This window comes from Pseudonocardia abyssalis, from assembly GCF_019263705.2.
Lineage (GTDB): Bacteria > Actinomycetota > Actinomycetes > Mycobacteriales > Pseudonocardiaceae > Pseudonocardia > Pseudonocardia abyssalis.
In genome coordinates, this window is record NZ_JADQDK010000001.1 from 5,512,380 (window position 1) to 5,528,499 (window position 16,120).

Genomic DNA, 16,120 nt, shown 5'->3' on the forward strand with positions numbered 1-16,120 from the left:
CTGCTCTGGCTCAGGAGGTAGCGGGTCAGGGTGTCGGCCGTCATGGGCACCTCGTGGCCGAGCTCCTCGGCCCCGACGAACCGCAACCCGGCTGCGACCGCCCCGGACCGCCTGCGACGACATGCCGGTGCCGCAGCCGACGTCGACGGCCGGACCGACGGGCCCACGTCCGGGCCGAGCACGACGTCGTGCGGCAGCCGCCTCAGTTCGTCCACCTCGACGGTGACGCCATGGCGCAGGGCGACGTTCCGCAGGGTCGTCCAGCGCCCCGTCGCCATGTCCTCCGCCGAGAGGTCTCCCGCACGTCCTCCTCCGACGTCCCGGCCCACCGCTCGGTCGAGCCCAGCCGCGGTCGTCGAGCAGGTGCACCCGGCGGCCGTCGTCGAGCACCAGCTCATGGTGGGCCGACACCGTGATCATGCCGGCATCCGGGCCAATCTAGGCAGCGTCGGCGCCGCCCCGGCGCAGCACGCGGTACCAGTGCTCCGTCTCGCCCGGGAGCCGTTCGAGCCGGACCTGCGCACCTCCCGGGTGGTGGAACAGGCGGACGCCGTCGCCGAGCAGAACCGGGGCGACGAACACCAGCACCTCGTCGAGCAGGCCGGCCGCGACGCACTGCCGGGCGACGTCGGCGCCGAGGACGTTGACGTAGCCCTCGCCCGCCGCCCCGCACGCCCGCGCGACGGCGTCGTGGAGGTCGGTGCAGAACACGACGTCCGGTGGTGGGTCGGCGGGCGGACGGTGGGTCAGGACGACCACCGGGCCGTGGTAGGCGCCGCCGAACGCCCCCTCCTTCTCGGTGCCGCGGTTGGGGTCGTCGCCGCCGTAGGTGGTGCGGCCGGCCAGGATGGCGCCGACCCCGGCCAGCAGGCGCTCCGCGGTCGGGTTCCCGCCGGTCAGGTGCTCGGTCAGCCACGACATGTCGCCGTCTGGGCCGGCGATGAAGCCGTCGAGCGACATCGTCGCGGAGTACAGGGTCGTGGCCATGTGGTCCTCCTGGGTCGTCGAGGGGATGGACCGTCCGGCGAGGGGGAACTCATCGGTGCCTACAGTGAACTGAAAGGGCGAATCGATACCGCCGAACGGACGCATAGTCCCTGTCGTGCCGAGGGTTCGGGCGTCGGACCCGGCGGGCGCGCCTACAGTAGGTCGATGGCGCAGTCGGAATCCGCGTGGTCGATGAACCTCGACGAGCAGCTGTGCTTCTCGCTGTACGCCGCGTCCCGGGCGATGATCAGCTGCTACCGCCCTCAGCTCGACGCCGTCGGCATCACCTATCCGCAGTACCTCGTGATGCTCGTGCTCTGGGAGCGCGAGGAGGCCACGGTCACCTCGATCGGCGCGGCCCTGCAGCTGGAGACCGGCACGCTCTCGCCGCTGCTCAAGCGGCTGGAGGCCGCCGGCTTCGTCGACCGGCGCCGCCAGGAGACCGACGAGCGATCGGTGCTCGTGTCGCTCACCGCGGCGGGTCGGGAGCTGCGTGAGCGGGTGCCCGACATCCAGCGCCGGGTCGGCCTGGCCACCGGGCTGACCCACGACGACATCGCCGAGCTGCGGCGCACCCTCGACGACCTGAGTCGCCAGCTGCGCGCCGCCGGGGTCGCTCAGCCGACCGGGACCGACACGCCCACGCCGCCGCGGGTGTCGGCCCCGTAGCGGGCGATCTCCGCGTCGATGTCCAGCGCCGCCGTGCGCATGGTCGCGTCCCCGTCCAGCAGTGCGGCCGGCACCAGCCAGCTCACCTCGAACTCGATGCCGTCGGGGTCGTGGGCGTAGAGCGCCTTGGTGCTGCCGTGGTCGGACGCGCCGACGAGCGCGCCGTGCTCGCGCAGCACGCCGGCGATACGCCGCAGCTCGCCGAGGGTGTCGACCTCCCAGGCCAGGTGGTAGAGCCCCACCGTGCTCCGGCCCGCACCGGAGGCCCCCGCCTGCGCGCCGATCGCGAACAGGCCCAGGTCGTGGTCGTTGGTCGACGCCTCGGCCTGTAGGAACGCGGCTCGCCCGGGGACGCCGGCGACGGTGCGGAATCCCAGGACCTGCTGGTAGAAGGTGACGCTGGTGTCGAGGTCACGGACGTAGAGGACGGCGTGGTTGAGGCGCTGGACGGGCATCGGATCTCCTTTGATTGAACGCTCATACATTAACACATGAAAGTTCAACTGTCTTCGGCTACGCTGCGCCGTGTGACGGACGACGGGTGGCTCACCGAGGACCAGCTCGACGCGTGGCTGACGTTCCAGGCGGCTTCCACGCTCCTGGACGCGGCGCTCGACCGCCAGCTCCAGCGCGACGCCGGCCTGCCGCACGCCTACTACCTGATCCTGGCGATGCTCTCCGACGTGCCCGGCCGCACGCTGCGGATGAGCGACCTGGCCGTCATGACGCAGAGTTCGCAGAGCCGGCTCTCGCACGCGGTGTCGCGGCTGGAGGGCAACGGCTGGGTCCGCCGCATCCCATGCCCCGACGACCGGCGCAGCACGCTCGCCCGCCTCACCGACGCCGGGTTCGACGTCCTCGCCGCCGCCGCTCCTGGCCACGTCGCCACGGTGCGCACGCACGTCTTCGACCGGCTCAGCCCCGAGCAGGTGGGCCAGCTCCGCGAGATCGGCCGGACGATCCTGGACGGCCTCGATGCGCCGACCACGTGGCCCGGCCGGGAGGCCCGGCTGGCAGAGTGATCTCCCATGGGAACCCTGGTGCTGCTCCGTCACGGGCAGAGCGCGTGGAACGCCGAGAACCTCTTCACGGGCTGGGTGGACGTGCCGCTCACCGAGACCGGTGAGCAGGAGGCCCGCCGTGGCGGTGAGCTGCTGCGAGAGGCCGGGCTGCTGCCCGACGTGGTGCACACCTCGCTGATGCGCCGCGCGATCTCCACCGCCCACCTCGCGCTCGACGCGTGCGACCGGCACTGGATCCCGGTCAAGCGCGACTGGCGGCTCAACGAGCGCCACTACGGCGCGCTGCAGGGCAAGGACAAGAAGCAGACGCTCGCGGAGTTCGGCGAGGAGCAGTTCATGCTCTGGCGCCGCTCCTACGACACGCCGCCGCCGGAGATCGAGGTCGGTTCCGAGTTCGACCAGAGCGGCGACCCCCGCTACGCCGGGATCACCGTTCCGCGCACCGAGTGCCTCCTGGACGTCGTGACGCGCTTCCTGCCGTACTGGGAGTCCGAGGTGGTGTCGGACCTGCGGGCCGGGAAGGTGGTGCTCCTCGCCGCGCACGGCAACTCGCTGCGCGCGCTCGTCAAGCACCTCGACGGGATCTCCGACGCCGACATCGCCGGGCTCAACATTCCCACGGGCATGCCGCTGCGCTACGACCTCGACGACGACATGCGCCCCACGGTCCCCGGAGGCACGTACCTCGACCCGCAGGCTGCGGCCGACGCCGCGGCCGCGGTGGCGTCGCAGGGGCGCTGACGCCCGTCCCGCCGTTGCAGCACAGCCACCTTCCCGCCATCTCGTTGCGGGAAGGTGGCTGTACTGCAATCGGGGGGCGGACGGCCGATGTAGTGAACGCGGTGTGAACGCGGGCCGAAATGTGCCGTTCCCGGACGTCACCGCGGTCACGACCGGGGTCCTGGGCTGGCCAATGCCGCCCTCCGGCTGCCTACGATGCCGCCCGTGACCGCACTGCTGTGCGTGCTGATCGCGGCCGCCGCTCTCGTGCTCGGCGTCGTCGTCGGGATGCGTACCGGGCGCCGGCGGGTCGAGCCCGCCCCCGTCCCGGCCCCGCCGACCTCCGGGCCGCCGATGGCCGACCTCCTCGAGCGCGTGTTCCGCTCCTCCGATGCGGGGCTCGCGGTCTTCACGCACGCCGGCGACGTGGTGCTGCACAACGACCGTGCGGTCGAGCTGGGCCTCGTGCGGGGCGACCTGCCCGACGCGCGGGCGTGGGCCGCGTGCCAGCGGGCGGAGAGCTCCGGTCAGCCCGGCACCGTCGACCTGTCGCCGCTGGACCAGCAGCGTGGTCGCCAGCCCGCCGCCGTCGTCGCCGAGGTGCGCCCGCTGGGCGGGGGATACACCGTCGCCGAGGCCTCCGACACCTCCGACGCCGTGCGGCTCGAGGCCACCCGTCGCGACTTCGTCGCCAACGTCAGCCACGAGCTCAAGACCCCCGTCGGCGCGGTCGGCCTGCTCGCCGAGGCGGTGCTGGACGCGGCCGACGACGCCGTCGAGGTCCGCCGGTTCAGCACGAAGATCCTCAACGAGGCCAACCGGCTCGGCGCGCTGGTCACCGAGCTGATCGCGCTGTCGCGGCTGACCGGGGCGGAGCGGCTGCCCGAGCTGGGCATCGTCGACGTCGACGAGGTCGTGAGCGAGGCCATGGCCCGCAGTCGGCTGTCCGCGGAGGGGTCACGCATCGACATCACCGTCGACCGGCCCACCGGCCTGGAGGTCGACGGCGACCGCACGCTGCTGGTCACCGCGCTGTCCAACCTCGTCGAGAACGCGATCGCGTACTCGCCGTCTGAGGCGTCGGTGTCGGTCTCGCGCCGGCGCGTCGGCGACTGGGTGGAGGTCTCGGTCACCGACCGCGGCATCGGCATCGCCCCCGAGCACCAGGCACGGGTGTTCGAGCGCTTCTTCCGCGTCGACCCGGCCCGATCGCGCGCCACCGGCGGCACCGGGCTGGGGCTCGCGATCGTCAAGCACGTCGTGGCCAACCACGGCGGCGAGGTGCGGCTGTGGAGCAGTCCGGGCACCGGTTCGACCTTCACCATGCGGCTGCCCGTGCACGCCGCGGAGCTCGACGACATCGACGACGACGACCCCGAGGGCATCGCCCTGCCGGTGGGTCACGAACCGAGGAGGACAGGATGACCAGGGTTCTGATCGTCGAGGACGAGGAGTCCTTCGCCGACCCGCTCGCGTTCCTGCTGCGCAAGGAGGGCTTCACGACCGCCGTGGCCGCGACCGGCCAGGACGCGCTCGAGGAGTTCGACCGCAACGGCGCCGACATCGTGCTGCTCGACCTCATGCTCCCCGGCATGAGCGGCACCGACGTCTGCAAGGCGCTGCGCACCCGCTCCGCCGTCCCGGTGATCATGGTGACGGCGCGGGACAGCGAGATCGACAAGGTCGTGGGCCTGGAGCTGGGCGCCGACGACTACGTCACCAAGCCCTACTCGGCGCGCGAGCTGATCGCCCGCGTGCGCGCGGTCCTGCGTCGCGGTGGGGAGGGCGGCGTGGAGATGGACGGCTCCGGCGGCTGGAGCAGCGGCGCGGTGCTGGAGGCGGGGCCGGTGCGGATGGACGTCGAGCGGCACGTCGTGTCGGTGGGGGGCTCCGACGTGGCGCTGCCGCTCAAGGAGTTCGACCTGCTGGAGTACCTGCTGCGCAACGTCGGGCGGGTGCTGACGCGCGGCCAGCTCATCGACCGCGTCTGGGGCGCCGACTACGTGGGGGACACCAAGACCCTCGACGTGCACGTCAAGCGGCTGCGGAGCAAGGTCGAGACCGACCCGGGCGCCCCGAGGCACCTGGTGACGGTGAGAGGTCTCGGGTACAAGTTCGAGGCCTGAAGCGGGTGGGAGACCCGCCGATCAAGGCGTCGATGTCGCTGGTGGATCACCCGGAGCGACGTCTGTCCTCGATCGGCGGGGTCACCACCGCATGCCGCGTCGACGGAGGGCTGCCGCGACCCTGGCCCGTACCTCGCCGGGGGAGCATCGGGCGAGTGCCTGCCGGGCCTGGAAGGCACCGTGCTGGCGCAGGAGCGCAGGGGGTCCGCATGCCCCGACGGTCCGGCGACGCGTGCTCGCCGAACAGCTGTACCGGCTGGACTGTGGACAACCCACCGGCGATGTGGACAACCCCGCGACCGTCACGCGGCACCACCGAAGTCCGCCGATCACGGCGCGAACGTCGCTCCCGAAGATCCACTGACCACGTCCGCGCCGTGATCAGCGGGCTCAGGGTGGCAAGAAGTCACTGCGGGTAGTTGACAATCCCGCAGTGTGACGGGTTCGGTCACGGCCGCGTCACGGCGGGGCGGTAGCGTGGGGGTCGTGCGCCTGGGTGTGCTCGACGTCGGTTCCAACACCGTCCATCTGCTCGTGGTGGACGCGCATCGCGGTGGGCACCCGACGCCGATGACGTCGGAGAAGGACGAGCTGCGCCTCGCCGAGAACCTCGACGCCTCCGGGGCACTGACGAAGGCCGGCGCCGACAAACTGGTCCGCACCGTCGCGAAGGCCGGGGCCGCGGCCACGGAGGCGGGCTGCACCGACCTCCTCGCCTTCGCCACCTCCGCCCTGCGCGACGCCACCAACTCCGCGGCCGTGCTCGCCCGCGTCCGCGACGAGACCGGGGTCGGCCTGCAGGTGCTGCCCGGTGACGACGAGGCGCGCTACACCTTCCTCGCCGTCCGCCGGTGGTACGGCTGGTCGGCCGGGCGGCTGCTGGTGCTCGACATCGGCGGCGGATCCCTGGAGCTCGCGGCCGGCCGCGACGAGCACCCGGCGGTGGCCGCGTCGCTGCCGCTCGGGGCCGGGCGGCTCACGCGCGAGTGGTTCCGGTCCGACCCGCCCTCGCGCCGGGAGATCGACGCCCTGCGCACCCACCTCGACGCCGAGCTCGCCCCCGTCGCCCGGCGGATGAGGCGGGCCGGTGTGCCGGACCTCGCGGTCGGCACGTCGAAGACCTTCCGCTCGCTGGCCCGGCTCACCGGGGCGGCGCCGTCGAGCGCGGGGCCGCGGGCGCGGCGCCTGCTCACCGACGTCGGGCTGCGCCAGCTCACCGCGTTCATCACCCGCATGTCGGCGGGCGACCTCGCCGAGCTGGAGGGCGTGAGCCCCAGCCGGGCCCACCAGCTCGTGGCGGGCGCGCTGGTCGCCGAGGCCGCGATGCGCGCGCTGCAGATCACGCAGCTGGAGATCTGCCCGTGGGCCCTGCGGGAGGGCGTCATCCTCCGGCGGCTCGACACGCTGGAGGCGTCGACCCGCCCGCCCTCGGCACAGACCGACCGCTCGGCGCAGGACGCGCCGGACGGACTTGGACGCTTGACGTCGTACGAGGCACGGTGTACAGGATGAGTTCCGAGACCGACCACCCCCGTCAGCGCACCGTCGCCGAGCTGCTCGCCGAGCACGGCAACGGCGGTCCGTCCGGTCGACGTCGTCGCCGCCGGGAGGAAGAGCCGGACGAGGGCGCCCCGCCCGGTCAGCAGGCCCCGATCGCCACGCGGGACCCGGTCGCCCCGTTCGCCCCGCCCGACCGCGCGGTGCTGCGCGATCCCGTCCCGCCCGCCCGCGTGGCCGGTCCCGACGAGCGCCGCGCGGCGGCGCCCGCGCTGCCCCAGCAGTCCGCACCCCAGCAGTCCGCACCCCGGCAGTCCGCGTCGCAGCAGGTCCAGTCTCGGCAGGTCCAGCCCCAGCAGGTCCAGAGCCGGCCGGTCCCCCCCGTGTCGCCCCCACCCGTCGCGGCGCCGGCAGGCCAGGCGCCCGTCCAGCCGTCCGACGGCCCGGCGCCCGCCGCGGTCCAGCCCCCCACGGTGCAGGCCCCGCCGGTCGCACCGCCCGCCCGGCAGGCGCCGTCCGCTGCCACCCCGTCCGCTGCCACCCCGTCCGCTGCCACCCCGTCCGCTGCCACCCCGTCCGCTGCCACCCCGTCCGCAGCCTCGCCGTCCGCAGCCTCGCCGTCCGCAGCCTCGCCGTCCGCAGCCTCGCCGGCCACCACCCCGCCGGCCACCCGGCAGGCGGGCCAGCAACAGGCGTCCCCGCAGCCGACGGCCCAGCAGGGCACGTCCGCCCCGCCTGCGCGTCCCGCCGGTCCGGAGCGCGACCGCCCCACCGACGTGATGCCGCGCTACCGCGACGCACCGCAGGAGGCCGAGGACCTCTTCACCCGGCCGATCCCACAGCAGAAGTCCGCGCCCGACGAGGACGTCGACGAGGGCCCGCCGACGATGGTCGGGGCGGCGCCCGTCGGGGCCGAGTCCTGGCACCGGGCCCGCACCGAGGACGCCGTGCGCGACGGGTCCGCGATCGACGGCGGCCCGCCGCTGCCGGAGGGCCCCGTCGACGCCCACGAGGAGCCCGCCGGGCTGGGGCCGGTCGACCCGGACGAGTTCGACGACGGCCCGCCCGCCCGCGAGCGCCGTCTCGGCCGCGGTTCGGCGGCGAAGGAGGCCGCGGCCCCGTCATGGGCGGCGGTGATGGTCCAGTGGATCGCCGGTGCGCTCGGCGGCGCCGTGCTGTGGGTGCTGTTCCGGTTCCTGTGGCGCAACCTGCCCGTCGTCGCGCTGGCGTCGGCGGTGCTGGTCACGGTCGGGCTCGTGGTGATCGTGCGCGCGCTGCTGCACAACGACGACCGTCGCACCACGATCTTCGCGGTGCTCGTGGGGCTCCTGCTGACCGTGTCGCCCGCGATCCTGGTTCTCATGGGCAGATGAGGCCCTCGCCCCCCGTCGCCCTGTCGACGGCATCGGTCTATCCCGAACCGGTCGCCGCGGGCTTCGAGGTGGCCGCGGAGCTGGGCTACGACGGCGTCGAGCTGATGGTCTGGTCCGACCCGGTGAGCCAGGACGTCGCCGCGATCGACCGGCTCGCCGAGCGCCACGGGACGCCGGTGCTGGCCGTCCACGCCCCCTGCCTCGCGGTGACCCAGCGGGTCTGGGGCGCCGACCCGATCGTCCGCATTCGCCGCTCCGTCGACGCCGCCGCGAAGCTGGGCGCGTCGACCGTGGTCCTGCACCCGCCGTTCCGCTGGCAGCGCCGCTACGCCGCGCAGTTCGCCGACGAGGTGGCCAGGGCGGGGGAGTACAGCGGCGTCGCACTGGCGGTCGAGAACATGTTCCCGGTGCAGCGCGGCCCGGTGCGCGCGGTGCCCTACAGCCCCGGGTTCGACCCCACCGAGGTCGGCCACGCGCACTACACGCTGGACCTCTCGCACACCGCGGCCGCGGGCTCCGACGCCCTCGCGATGCTCGACCGCATGGGCGATCGCCTCACCCACCTGCACCTCACCGACGGCAGCGGGTCGCCGCGCGACGAGCACCTGGTGCCAGGGCGCGGCACGCAGCCGTGCGCGGAGGTGTGCGAACGGCTCGCGGCGTCCGGTTTCTCCGGTGTCGTGGTGCTGGAGGTGAGCACGCGCCGCTGCCGCACCCGCTACGAGCGGACCTCGCTGCTGGCCGAGTCGCTGCTGTTCGCGCGGCTGCACCTGCAGGCCGCACCCGACCACGCGTTGCCCTGATCACCAGTCCCGCGCCGGGTGCGTGGTAGAGCTTCTGCATGACGACAGGGACGGAGACGGCGCCCTTCCGCCGCGCCATCGCCATCGAGGACCTCGGCGACGGTCGCTTCGGCGCCGAGCTCGGGCAACACTGGACGGTGGGCCCCAAGGCGCACGGCGGGCTGCTGCTGGTGCTGCTCACCCGCGCGGGCCTGGCCCGGCTCGCCGTCGATGCGCCCGGTGCGGCCCCCGACCCGCTGGTGATCGCCGCCGACTTCCTGCGCGCCCCCGACCCCGGTCCCGTCGAGATGATGACGGAGGTGCTCAAGCTCGGGCGCACGGTGTCGGTCGTTCAGGTGCGGATGACCCAGGGCGGGAAGGCGATGCTCGCGGCCACCGTCACCGGTGGGGTGCTGCCCGTCGAGGAGCCGCAGTACGCGGAGCTGCCGGAGATGGCGGCCGAGCCGCCCGCCGACGCGTTCGACCCCGGGTCGGCCCAGACCGTGTTCGGCCTGTCGACGTCGTGCGACCTGCGCTTCGACGAGTCGTCGACGGCGTTCATGCGGCGCGAGGTGGCGCCGCCGGTGGTGCGCGGCTGGACACGCCCACGCGACGAGCCCACCGACGTCCTCTACGCCCTGATGGCGGGCGACATCCTGCCTCCCACCGTGTTCAACGTCGGCGGGCGCTTCGGCTGGGCCCCCACCGTCCAGCTGACGGCACTGCTGCGCGCGCGGCCCGCCCCCGGCTGGCTGCGGGTCGAGTCGCGGTCGCGGACCGTCGCGGGCACCTGGTTCGACGAGGACGCCACCGTCGTCGACGCGGCGGGCCGGCTGGTCTGCCAGGCGCGGCAGCTGGCCCTGGCCCCGCTGCAGCGGTAGCGGGCTACCGTCTCCCCCCATGACACGGATCGCGGTGCTCGGGGCGGGGAAGATCGGCGAGGCGCTGCTGGCGGGCCTGGTGGCGGCCGGGCGGGCGCCCGGAGACCTGGTGTTCACCGAGCGGCACCCGGAGCGGGCCGCGGAGCTGACCGGGCGCCTGGGCGTCGCCGCGGTCGACGTCGCGGCGGCCGCGGCGCACGCGGAGATCGTCGTCATCGCGGTCAAGCCGCAGGACATCGTCGCGGTGCTCACCGAGCTGGGCGCGGAGATCCGTCCCGGCACGCTCGTGGTGTCGCTGTGCGCGGGCATCCCGCTGGCCGTCATCGAGGGCGGGCTGCCCGACGGCACGGCCGCGGTGCGGGTCATGCCGAACACGCCGATGCTGGTCGGCGAGGCGATGAGCGCGGTGTCCGGCGGGGCGCACAGCACCGACGAGCAGCTCGCCTCCGTCGAGAAGATGCTCGGTTCCGTCGGCCGGGTCGTGCGGGTGCCGGAGGGGCAGCAGGATGCCGTGACCGCGCTGTCGGGATCGGGGCCGGCGTACTTCTTCTACCTGGTCGAGGCCATGATCGACGCCGGGATCCTGCTCGGGCTGCCGCGCGCGGTGGCGGCCGACCTGATCATCCAGTCGGCCTTCGGGGCCGCCGTGATGCTCCGCGAGTCCGACGACCACCCGGTGATCCTGCGTGAGGCCGTCACCTCCCCGGCGGGCACCACGATCGCCGCGATCCGGGAGCTGGAGAAGCACGGTGTGCGGGCGGCGTTGATCGACGCGATCGAGGCGGCGCGCGACCGATCGGTCGAACTGGGTCGCGCGGCGGCAGGTCGGTGACCCGATCGGAGGACCCCACATCACCCTGACGCGAGGCTGAATCCCACGCTCGTGTGGCGATGCGTGTCGAAGTCGTCACAGGGACACCGCTAAGCTCATGCAGAACACCAGTGCCGTGTCTGGTGACCAGACGAAAGCGGTGAGTGGGATGGCGTCCGAACAGCACGGGTTCGCCCAGGTGCAGTTCCTGACCGTGGCCGAGGTCGCGGCGACCATGCGGGTCTCGAAGATGACCGTGTACCGCCTCGTGCACTCCGGCGAACTGCCGGCGGCCCGGGTCGGCCGCTCCTTCCGCGTGCCCAAGCCCGCGGTCGAGGACTACCTCCGCAACGCCTACTTCGACGCGGGCTGACGGTCGGCCGGAGTGCCCCGGTAAGGTGGAACACCGGTCGTCACCCCGCGCGGGCCCGTCCGCTCCACCCGTAGACCAGGAAGGCTCCCAGCATGGGTTCAGTCATCAAGAAGCGCCGCAAGCGGATGTCGAAGAAGAAGCACCGCAAGCTTCTCCGCAAGACCCGCGTGCAGCGTCGCAAGCTCGGCAAGTGAGGCGCGCCGGCGGGTGACCGCCGGCCCCTCCCGCGGGTGTCGGTGACCACGACCCGACCCGGGGTGAGTGCGCAAGGTCTAGCATCGGCCACTCACCGCACCGTTCTTTCTTCGGAGTAGTTCCGTGACGCCATCTGTCGTGCTCGTCACGGGGGTCAGCGGCTTCCTGGGTGGGCACCTCGCCGCCCGGCTCGCCGCGAACCCCGACATCGACCGCGTCCTCGGGGTCGACACCGTCCCCCCGCCGCGCGATCTCCTGCGGCGGATGGGGCGTGCGGAGTTCGTGCGCGCCGACATCCGGAACCCGCTCATCTCCAAGGTCATCGAGCACGCCGAGGTCGACACCGTCGTGCACGCGTCGCTGTCGGCCAACCCGGGATCCTCCGGTGGGCGCGCCACGATGAAGGAGATGAACGTCATCGGGACGATGCAACTCCTCGCCGCGTGCCAGAAGGCGCCGACGATCAAGCGCATGATCCTCAAGTCCACCACCGCGGTGTACGGGTCGAGCCCGCGCGACCCGGCCCTGTTCGACGAGACGACCACGCCGAAGGACCTGCCGTCGGGCGGGTACGCGAAGGACGCCGTCGAGATAGAGGGCTATCTGCGCGGCTTCGGCAGGCGCCGCCCGGACGTGTCGGTCACCGTCCTGCGGTTCTCCAACTTCATCGGCCCGCGCATCGACACGGTGCTGACGCGCTACTTCGCGCTTCCCGTCATCCCCACCGTGCTCGGCTACGACGCCCGGGTGCAGCTCCTGCACGAGGAGGATGCGCTCGCCGTGCTGGAGCGCGCCACGAACCAGGACATCCCCGGCGTCTACAACGTCGCCGCCGACGGCGTGCTGCTGCTCTCCCAGGCCATCCGGCGGGCCGGACGCGTGCCGCTGCCGGTGCCGAGCGGAGCCGTCGGGCCGGTGAGCCGGATCTTCCGCAGTGCCCGGCTCGTCGACTTCTCACCGGAGCAGATGCGCTTCCTCAACTTCGGCCGGGTCGTCGACACCGGCCGGCTGCGCCGCCAGTTCGGCTTCACCCCGCGCTGGACCACGACCCAGGCCTTCGACGACTACGTGCGCGGCCGCGCGCTGCGCCCGGTCATCTCCGCCGACCAGATCGAGACGGTGGAGCGCGGCCTGCTCGCCGCCGCCCGGAGCCTCCGGTGACGCACGCCGACGCGAGGAGGACTGCCGTGTCCGACGCCCACGTCATCCCGCTGCACGCCGACCGGACGGGTGCCCGCACCCGCTGGCGCCTCGGCGACGGTGCGCAGCCCGCCCCGGAGCCCCAGCCGCTGCTCCGGCCCGAACCGGACACCGTCGCCGACGGGGAGGAGCCCCTGGTCGAGGCGCTGGCCTTCCTGCGCAGGCGCCTCGCGGGCGACTACACCGTCGACGACTTCGGCTTCGACGCCGAGCTCACCGACAACGTCCTGCTGCCCGCCCTGCGCCCGCTCTACGAGCGCTGGTTCCGCGTCGAGACCATCGGCATGCACCACGTGCCCGACACCGGTGGCGCGCTGATCGTCGCCAACCACTCCGGGACGATCCCGCTCGACGCGCTGATGACGGCGGTCGCCCTGCATGACGACCATCCCGCCCAGCGCCACCTGCGGATGCTCGGCGCCGACCTCATGTTCCAGCTCCCGGTGCTCGGGTCGCTGGCCCGCAAGCAGGGCAGCACGCTGGCGTGCGCCCCGGACGCCGAACGCCTCATGTCGGCGGGCGAGCTCGTCGGGGTGTGGCCGGAGGGGTTCAAGGGGATCGGGAAGCCGTTCCGCGACCGCTACAAGCTGCAGCGCTTCGGCCGCGGCGGCTTCGTCTCCGCCGCGCTGCGCACCGGCGTCCCGATCATCCCGTGCTCCATCGTCGGCGCCGAGGAGACCTACCCCAAGCTCGGCGACATCAAGGCGCTCGCCCGCCTCTTCGGCGCCCCGTACTTCCCGGTGACGCCGACGTTCCCGCACCTGGGCCCGCTGGGCCTGATCCCGCTGCCGTCGAAGTGGTACATCGAGTTCGGCGAGCCGATCTGCACCGAGGGCCTGGGGGTCACCGAGGCCGACGACCCGATGCTGGTGTTCAACCTGACCGACCAGGTCCGCGAGACCATCCAGCACACGCTCTACCGCCTGCTCAGCCAGCGCCGCAACGCCTTCCTGGGGTAGCTAGCGCTTTCGCACGGCCATCCCGGCCGCGGCGACCGCCGCGGCCCCCAGCATCGACGGCACGCCGATGCGGGCCGCTTTGCGTCCGGTGCGGAAGTCGCGGATCTGCCAGCCGCGCTCGCGGGCGACGTCGCGCAGGCCGGAGTCGGGGTTGACGGCCACCGCGGTGCCGACGGCCGAGAGCATCGGCACGTCGTTGACGGAGTCGGAGTAGGCCGTGCAGCGGCGCAGGTCGAGCCCTTCGCTGACGGCGAGCGCCCGCACTGCGTGCCCCTTCGCGGGCCCGTGCAGGATCTCGCCGACGAGGCGACCGGTGTAGACGCCGTCGACGCTCTCCGCGACGGTGCCCAGCGCCCCCGTGAGCCCGAGCCGGCGCGCGATGATCAGCGCGAGCTCGACGGGGGTGGCCGTGACCAGCCAGACGCGCTGGCCCGCGTCGAGGTGCATCTGGGCCAGCGCGCGGGTGCCCGCCCAGATCCGGTCGGCCATCAGCTCGTCGTAGATCTCCTCGCCGAGCTCGGTGATCTCGTCGACGCCGCGACCGGCGACGAAGGTGAGCGCGGTGTCGCGCCCGGTGGTCGTGGAGTACGTGCTCTCCCGGCCTCCGACCCGGAACTTCACCTGCTGCCAGGCGAACCCGGCGAGGTCGGAGGTGGTGAAGAACTTGCGGGCGGCCAGACCGCGGGCGAAGTGGAAGATCGACGCGCCGACCATCATCGTGTTGTCGACGTCGAAGAACGCCGCCGCGGTGAGGTCGGTGAGGGGCACGTCGCCGGGGCCGCTGTCGCCGGCGGCCACCGCCGCGGCCGCCGAGGCCTCCCCGGCGCGGACGGCGGGATCGAGCGCCGTGGACGCGTCGATCCCCGGGGTCTCGCCTGTCACCTGCGCTCCTCGGGTACGTCGACGGTCGGGGTCGCCCCACCCTAACGAGCAGGACCGCCGCGGAGGATCCCGCAGCGGTCCTGGGTCGAGCACGAGCGGTGCGTCAGCCGATCGACACGCCGGGCAGGCCCGGGAGCAGCGGAGGCAGCTGGATCGGCGGGACCAGGGGCAGTGGGACCGACACCTGGTTGTCGCCCTGGCCCGAGCCACCACTGGTGGACAGGCCCTCGGAGTCGGGCAGCGGGAGGCCGTCGGATCCGAGCTCGGGCAGCAGGCCGCCGTCGTCGGAGGTGGAGGTCTCCGGGGTGGTGGTGCTGTCCGGGGTGGTCGTGGGCGTCGTGCCGTCCGGGGTGGTCGTGGGCGCGACGCTCTCGTCGACGGTCGTCGTCGGGTCGTCGGCGACCTGCGCCTGGGGGGAGCAGGTGCCCTCGGCCGGGAGCCGGCCCAGGTCGTCGACGGTGTTCGAGGTGACCTCGGAGCACGACGAGCGTGCCTCGAGGGCCTCGGTGCGCCCGACCAGGCGGTCGAGGAGCGCGAGCGAGCTGTCGGCCTCGGGGACCGCGGTCTCGGGCAGCGAGGACCGCAGTACCGACAGGCGGGCGGCCTGCTCGGCGGCCCAGGTGCGCAGGTCGCCCAGTGCCGGGGCACCGGCCGCGTCCTCCGCACCCAGCAGCATCCGCGACCCCTCGCCGGTGGAGAGGTCGAAGTCGCGCATCGCGTTCTCGACGAGCGCGGGGTCGGCGCTCGTGGCGCCGGCCCCGAGACGGACGAGCTGCTCCACCTCGTCGAGCCGCGTGGTGGCGAGCGCGAGGTACTGCTGTGCGCGCTCGGTGTCGTCGAAGGTGAAGGCGAGACCGGTGTCCTCGGAGGCGCGCTTCACACCGTAGAGGGCGTCACCGGGCAGCGCGTTGCGGCTGGCGAAGTTGCCCGCCGTGGTGATGGCGACGAGCGCGACCATCGCGACCGCACCGACGAACGCGAACCGGCGACGCAGCCCGCGGGCCGGCGGGCGGTCGGCCGCGCGCGAGCGGCCGCGGGAACCGGGGCGCGTCGGCATGCTGTGCCGTCCCGGGCGGGCGGACCTGACCACCGGCGCCTCGACGGAGAGGGGCTCGGCCTCGAGGCCGGTGTCCCCGTCGACGTCGTGGTCGGTGACACGACCGAAGACGGCGGTCTCGTCGGTGGCCCCGGCGACCGGGGCGGGCGATCCGGCGACGGACGGCAGAGGCGCGGTGAGCTCGGCGGGATGGGGGACCGGTGCCGCCGAGGCGGCCCGGTCCTCCGCCTGCGCTGCCAGCAGCGCAGCCATCAACCGCTGCTTGGCGTCGCTGCGGGCCACGGGGTGCGGGTCGTACGCCGCACGCCGGGACCGCAGCATCGCCACGATCTCCAGATCACGCGCGAGCTCGGAATCGGCGACGGAGCCGGGGGGTGTCCCCTGCTCGATCGCGGCATCCAGCTGCTCTGCGTCCTTGCCCTGTCCGGCGGGCATGTTGGCCGTCCTCACTGCATCCCTGCGCTCAATGTCGCGGCGCCCGGTCGTGCTGCGCTTGCTCGACTTTCGCCGGTACAACGAGCCTCCGGGCGAGGGGTTACGGCTGTGAGACCGTTCACCGCATCGAGTTGTTCGTTCGCCGCACCCG

Annotated in this window: 18 protein-coding genes; 14 read left to right on the forward strand and 4 right to left on the reverse strand. The window is 73.4% G+C overall.

Going from position 1 to position 16,120, the window contains the following annotated elements; all coding sequences use genetic code 11:
- Nucleotides 1–438: 438 nt before the first annotated feature.
- On the reverse strand, nt 439–987 hold the full coding sequence (locus I4I81_RS27090; protein ID WP_218605132.1) for a dihydrofolate reductase family protein: 549 nt from the start codon (nt 985–987) through the stop codon (nt 439–441).
- A gap of 165 nt (nt 988–1,152) precedes the next feature.
- Here I4I81_RS27090 and I4I81_RS27095 point away from each other — a divergent pair, with 165 nt between their 5' ends.
- The gene (locus tag I4I81_RS27095) at nt 1,153–1,656 is read left to right on the forward strand and encodes a MarR family winged helix-turn-helix transcriptional regulator (protein WP_225924710.1); all 504 of its coding nucleotides are present in this window, start codon (nt 1,153–1,155) and stop codon (nt 1,654–1,656) included.
- Here the strand turns inward: I4I81_RS27095 and I4I81_RS27100 are convergent.
- On the reverse strand, nt 1,605–2,111 hold the full coding sequence (locus tag I4I81_RS27100; RefSeq protein WP_218605133.1) for a VOC family protein: 507 nt from the start codon (nt 2,109–2,111) through the stop codon (nt 1,605–1,607). The two genes, I4I81_RS27095 and I4I81_RS27100, sit on opposite strands and share 52 nt — an antisense overlap.
- Nucleotides 2,112–2,183: 72 nt before the next feature.
- Between I4I81_RS27100 and I4I81_RS27105 the strand changes: the two genes are divergently transcribed.
- The 13 genes from I4I81_RS27105 to I4I81_RS27165 all read left to right on the forward strand — a co-directional run bounded on the left by I4I81_RS27105 (nt 2,184) and on the right by I4I81_RS27165 (nt 13,595).
- Nucleotides 2,184–2,678: a MarR family winged helix-turn-helix transcriptional regulator gene (locus I4I81_RS27105; RefSeq protein ID WP_226363599.1), complete on the forward strand. Its 495-nt coding sequence runs from the start codon at nt 2,184–2,186 to the stop codon at nt 2,676–2,678.
- Nucleotides 2,679–2,684: 6 nt separating this feature from the next.
- On the forward strand, nt 2,685–3,419 hold the full coding sequence (locus tag I4I81_RS27110) for a phosphoglyceromutase (protein WP_218605135.1): 735 nt from the start codon (nt 2,685–2,687) through the stop codon (nt 3,417–3,419).
- 204 nt (nt 3,420–3,623) lie between these two features.
- The gene (locus I4I81_RS27115; RefSeq protein WP_275967491.1) at nt 3,624–4,823 is read left to right on the forward strand and encodes a sensor histidine kinase; all 1,200 of its coding nucleotides are present in this window, start codon (nt 3,624–3,626) and stop codon (nt 4,821–4,823) included.
- Nucleotides 4,820–5,524, forward strand: coding sequence for a response regulator (locus I4I81_RS27120; RefSeq protein WP_218606048.1), 705 nt, complete (start codon nt 4,820–4,822; stop codon nt 5,522–5,524). The genes I4I81_RS27115 and I4I81_RS27120 overlap by 4 nt, the downstream gene beginning before the upstream one ends.
- A 486-nt stretch (nt 5,525–6,010) precedes the next feature.
- The gene (locus I4I81_RS27125; protein ID WP_218606047.1) at nt 6,011–7,036 is read left to right on the forward strand and encodes a Ppx/GppA family phosphatase; all 1,026 of its coding nucleotides are present in this window, start codon (nt 6,011–6,013) and stop codon (nt 7,034–7,036) included.
- Nucleotides 7,033–8,394 carry an Rv0497 family membrane protein gene (locus I4I81_RS27130; protein WP_218616428.1) on the forward strand — a complete coding sequence of 454 codons (1,362 nt, stop codon included), beginning with the start codon at nt 7,033–7,035 and terminating at the stop codon, nt 8,392–8,394. The genes I4I81_RS27125 and I4I81_RS27130 overlap by 4 nt, the downstream gene beginning before the upstream one ends.
- Entirely contained in the window at nt 8,391–9,197 is an 807-nt protein-coding gene (locus tag I4I81_RS27135) for a sugar phosphate isomerase/epimerase family protein (RefSeq protein WP_218604611.1), read from the forward strand. The genes I4I81_RS27130 and I4I81_RS27135 overlap by 4 nt, the downstream gene beginning before the upstream one ends.
- A 38-nt stretch (nt 9,198–9,235) precedes the next feature.
- The gene (locus I4I81_RS27140) at nt 9,236–10,057 is read left to right on the forward strand and encodes a thioesterase family protein (RefSeq protein WP_218604612.1); all 822 of its coding nucleotides are present in this window, start codon (nt 9,236–9,238) and stop codon (nt 10,055–10,057) included.
- A gap of 19 nt (nt 10,058–10,076) precedes the next feature.
- Complete coding sequence (gene proC, locus I4I81_RS27145) at nt 10,077–10,889, forward strand: pyrroline-5-carboxylate reductase (RefSeq protein ID WP_218604613.1); 813 nt, start codon at nt 10,077–10,079, stop codon at nt 10,887–10,889.
- A gap of 148 nt (nt 10,890–11,037) precedes the next feature.
- Nucleotides 11,038–11,241 (forward strand): helix-turn-helix domain-containing protein, encoded by a 204-nt coding sequence (locus I4I81_RS27150; protein WP_172157430.1) that lies wholly within the window; start codon nt 11,038–11,040, stop codon nt 11,239–11,241.
- 92 nt (nt 11,242–11,333) lie between these two features.
- Nucleotides 11,334–11,435, forward strand: coding sequence for a 30S ribosomal protein bS22 (locus I4I81_RS27155; protein ID WP_010241351.1), 102 nt, complete (start codon nt 11,334–11,336; stop codon nt 11,433–11,435).
- Nucleotides 11,436–11,559: 124 nt separating this feature from the next.
- A complete protein-coding gene (locus I4I81_RS27160) occupies nt 11,560–12,597 on the forward strand; it encodes an NAD-dependent epimerase/dehydratase family protein (protein ID WP_218604614.1) in 1,038 nt (345 codons plus the stop codon).
- Nucleotides 12,598–12,623: 26 nt separating this feature from the next.
- A complete protein-coding gene (locus I4I81_RS27165; RefSeq protein ID WP_218604615.1) occupies nt 12,624–13,595 on the forward strand; it encodes a lysophospholipid acyltransferase family protein in 972 nt (323 codons plus the stop codon).
- Here the strand turns inward: I4I81_RS27165 and I4I81_RS27170 are convergent, their stop codons facing one another.
- Nucleotides 13,596–14,477, reverse strand: coding sequence for an HAD family hydrolase (locus I4I81_RS27170; protein ID WP_218604616.1), 882 nt, complete (start codon nt 14,475–14,477; stop codon nt 13,596–13,598).
- A 103-nt stretch (nt 14,478–14,580) separates the two neighbouring features.
- Nucleotides 14,581–15,969 (reverse strand): DUF5667 domain-containing protein, encoded by a 1,389-nt coding sequence (locus tag I4I81_RS27175; RefSeq protein ID WP_218604617.1) that lies wholly within the window; start codon nt 15,967–15,969, stop codon nt 14,581–14,583.
- Nucleotides 15,970–16,120 lie beyond the last annotated feature (151 nt).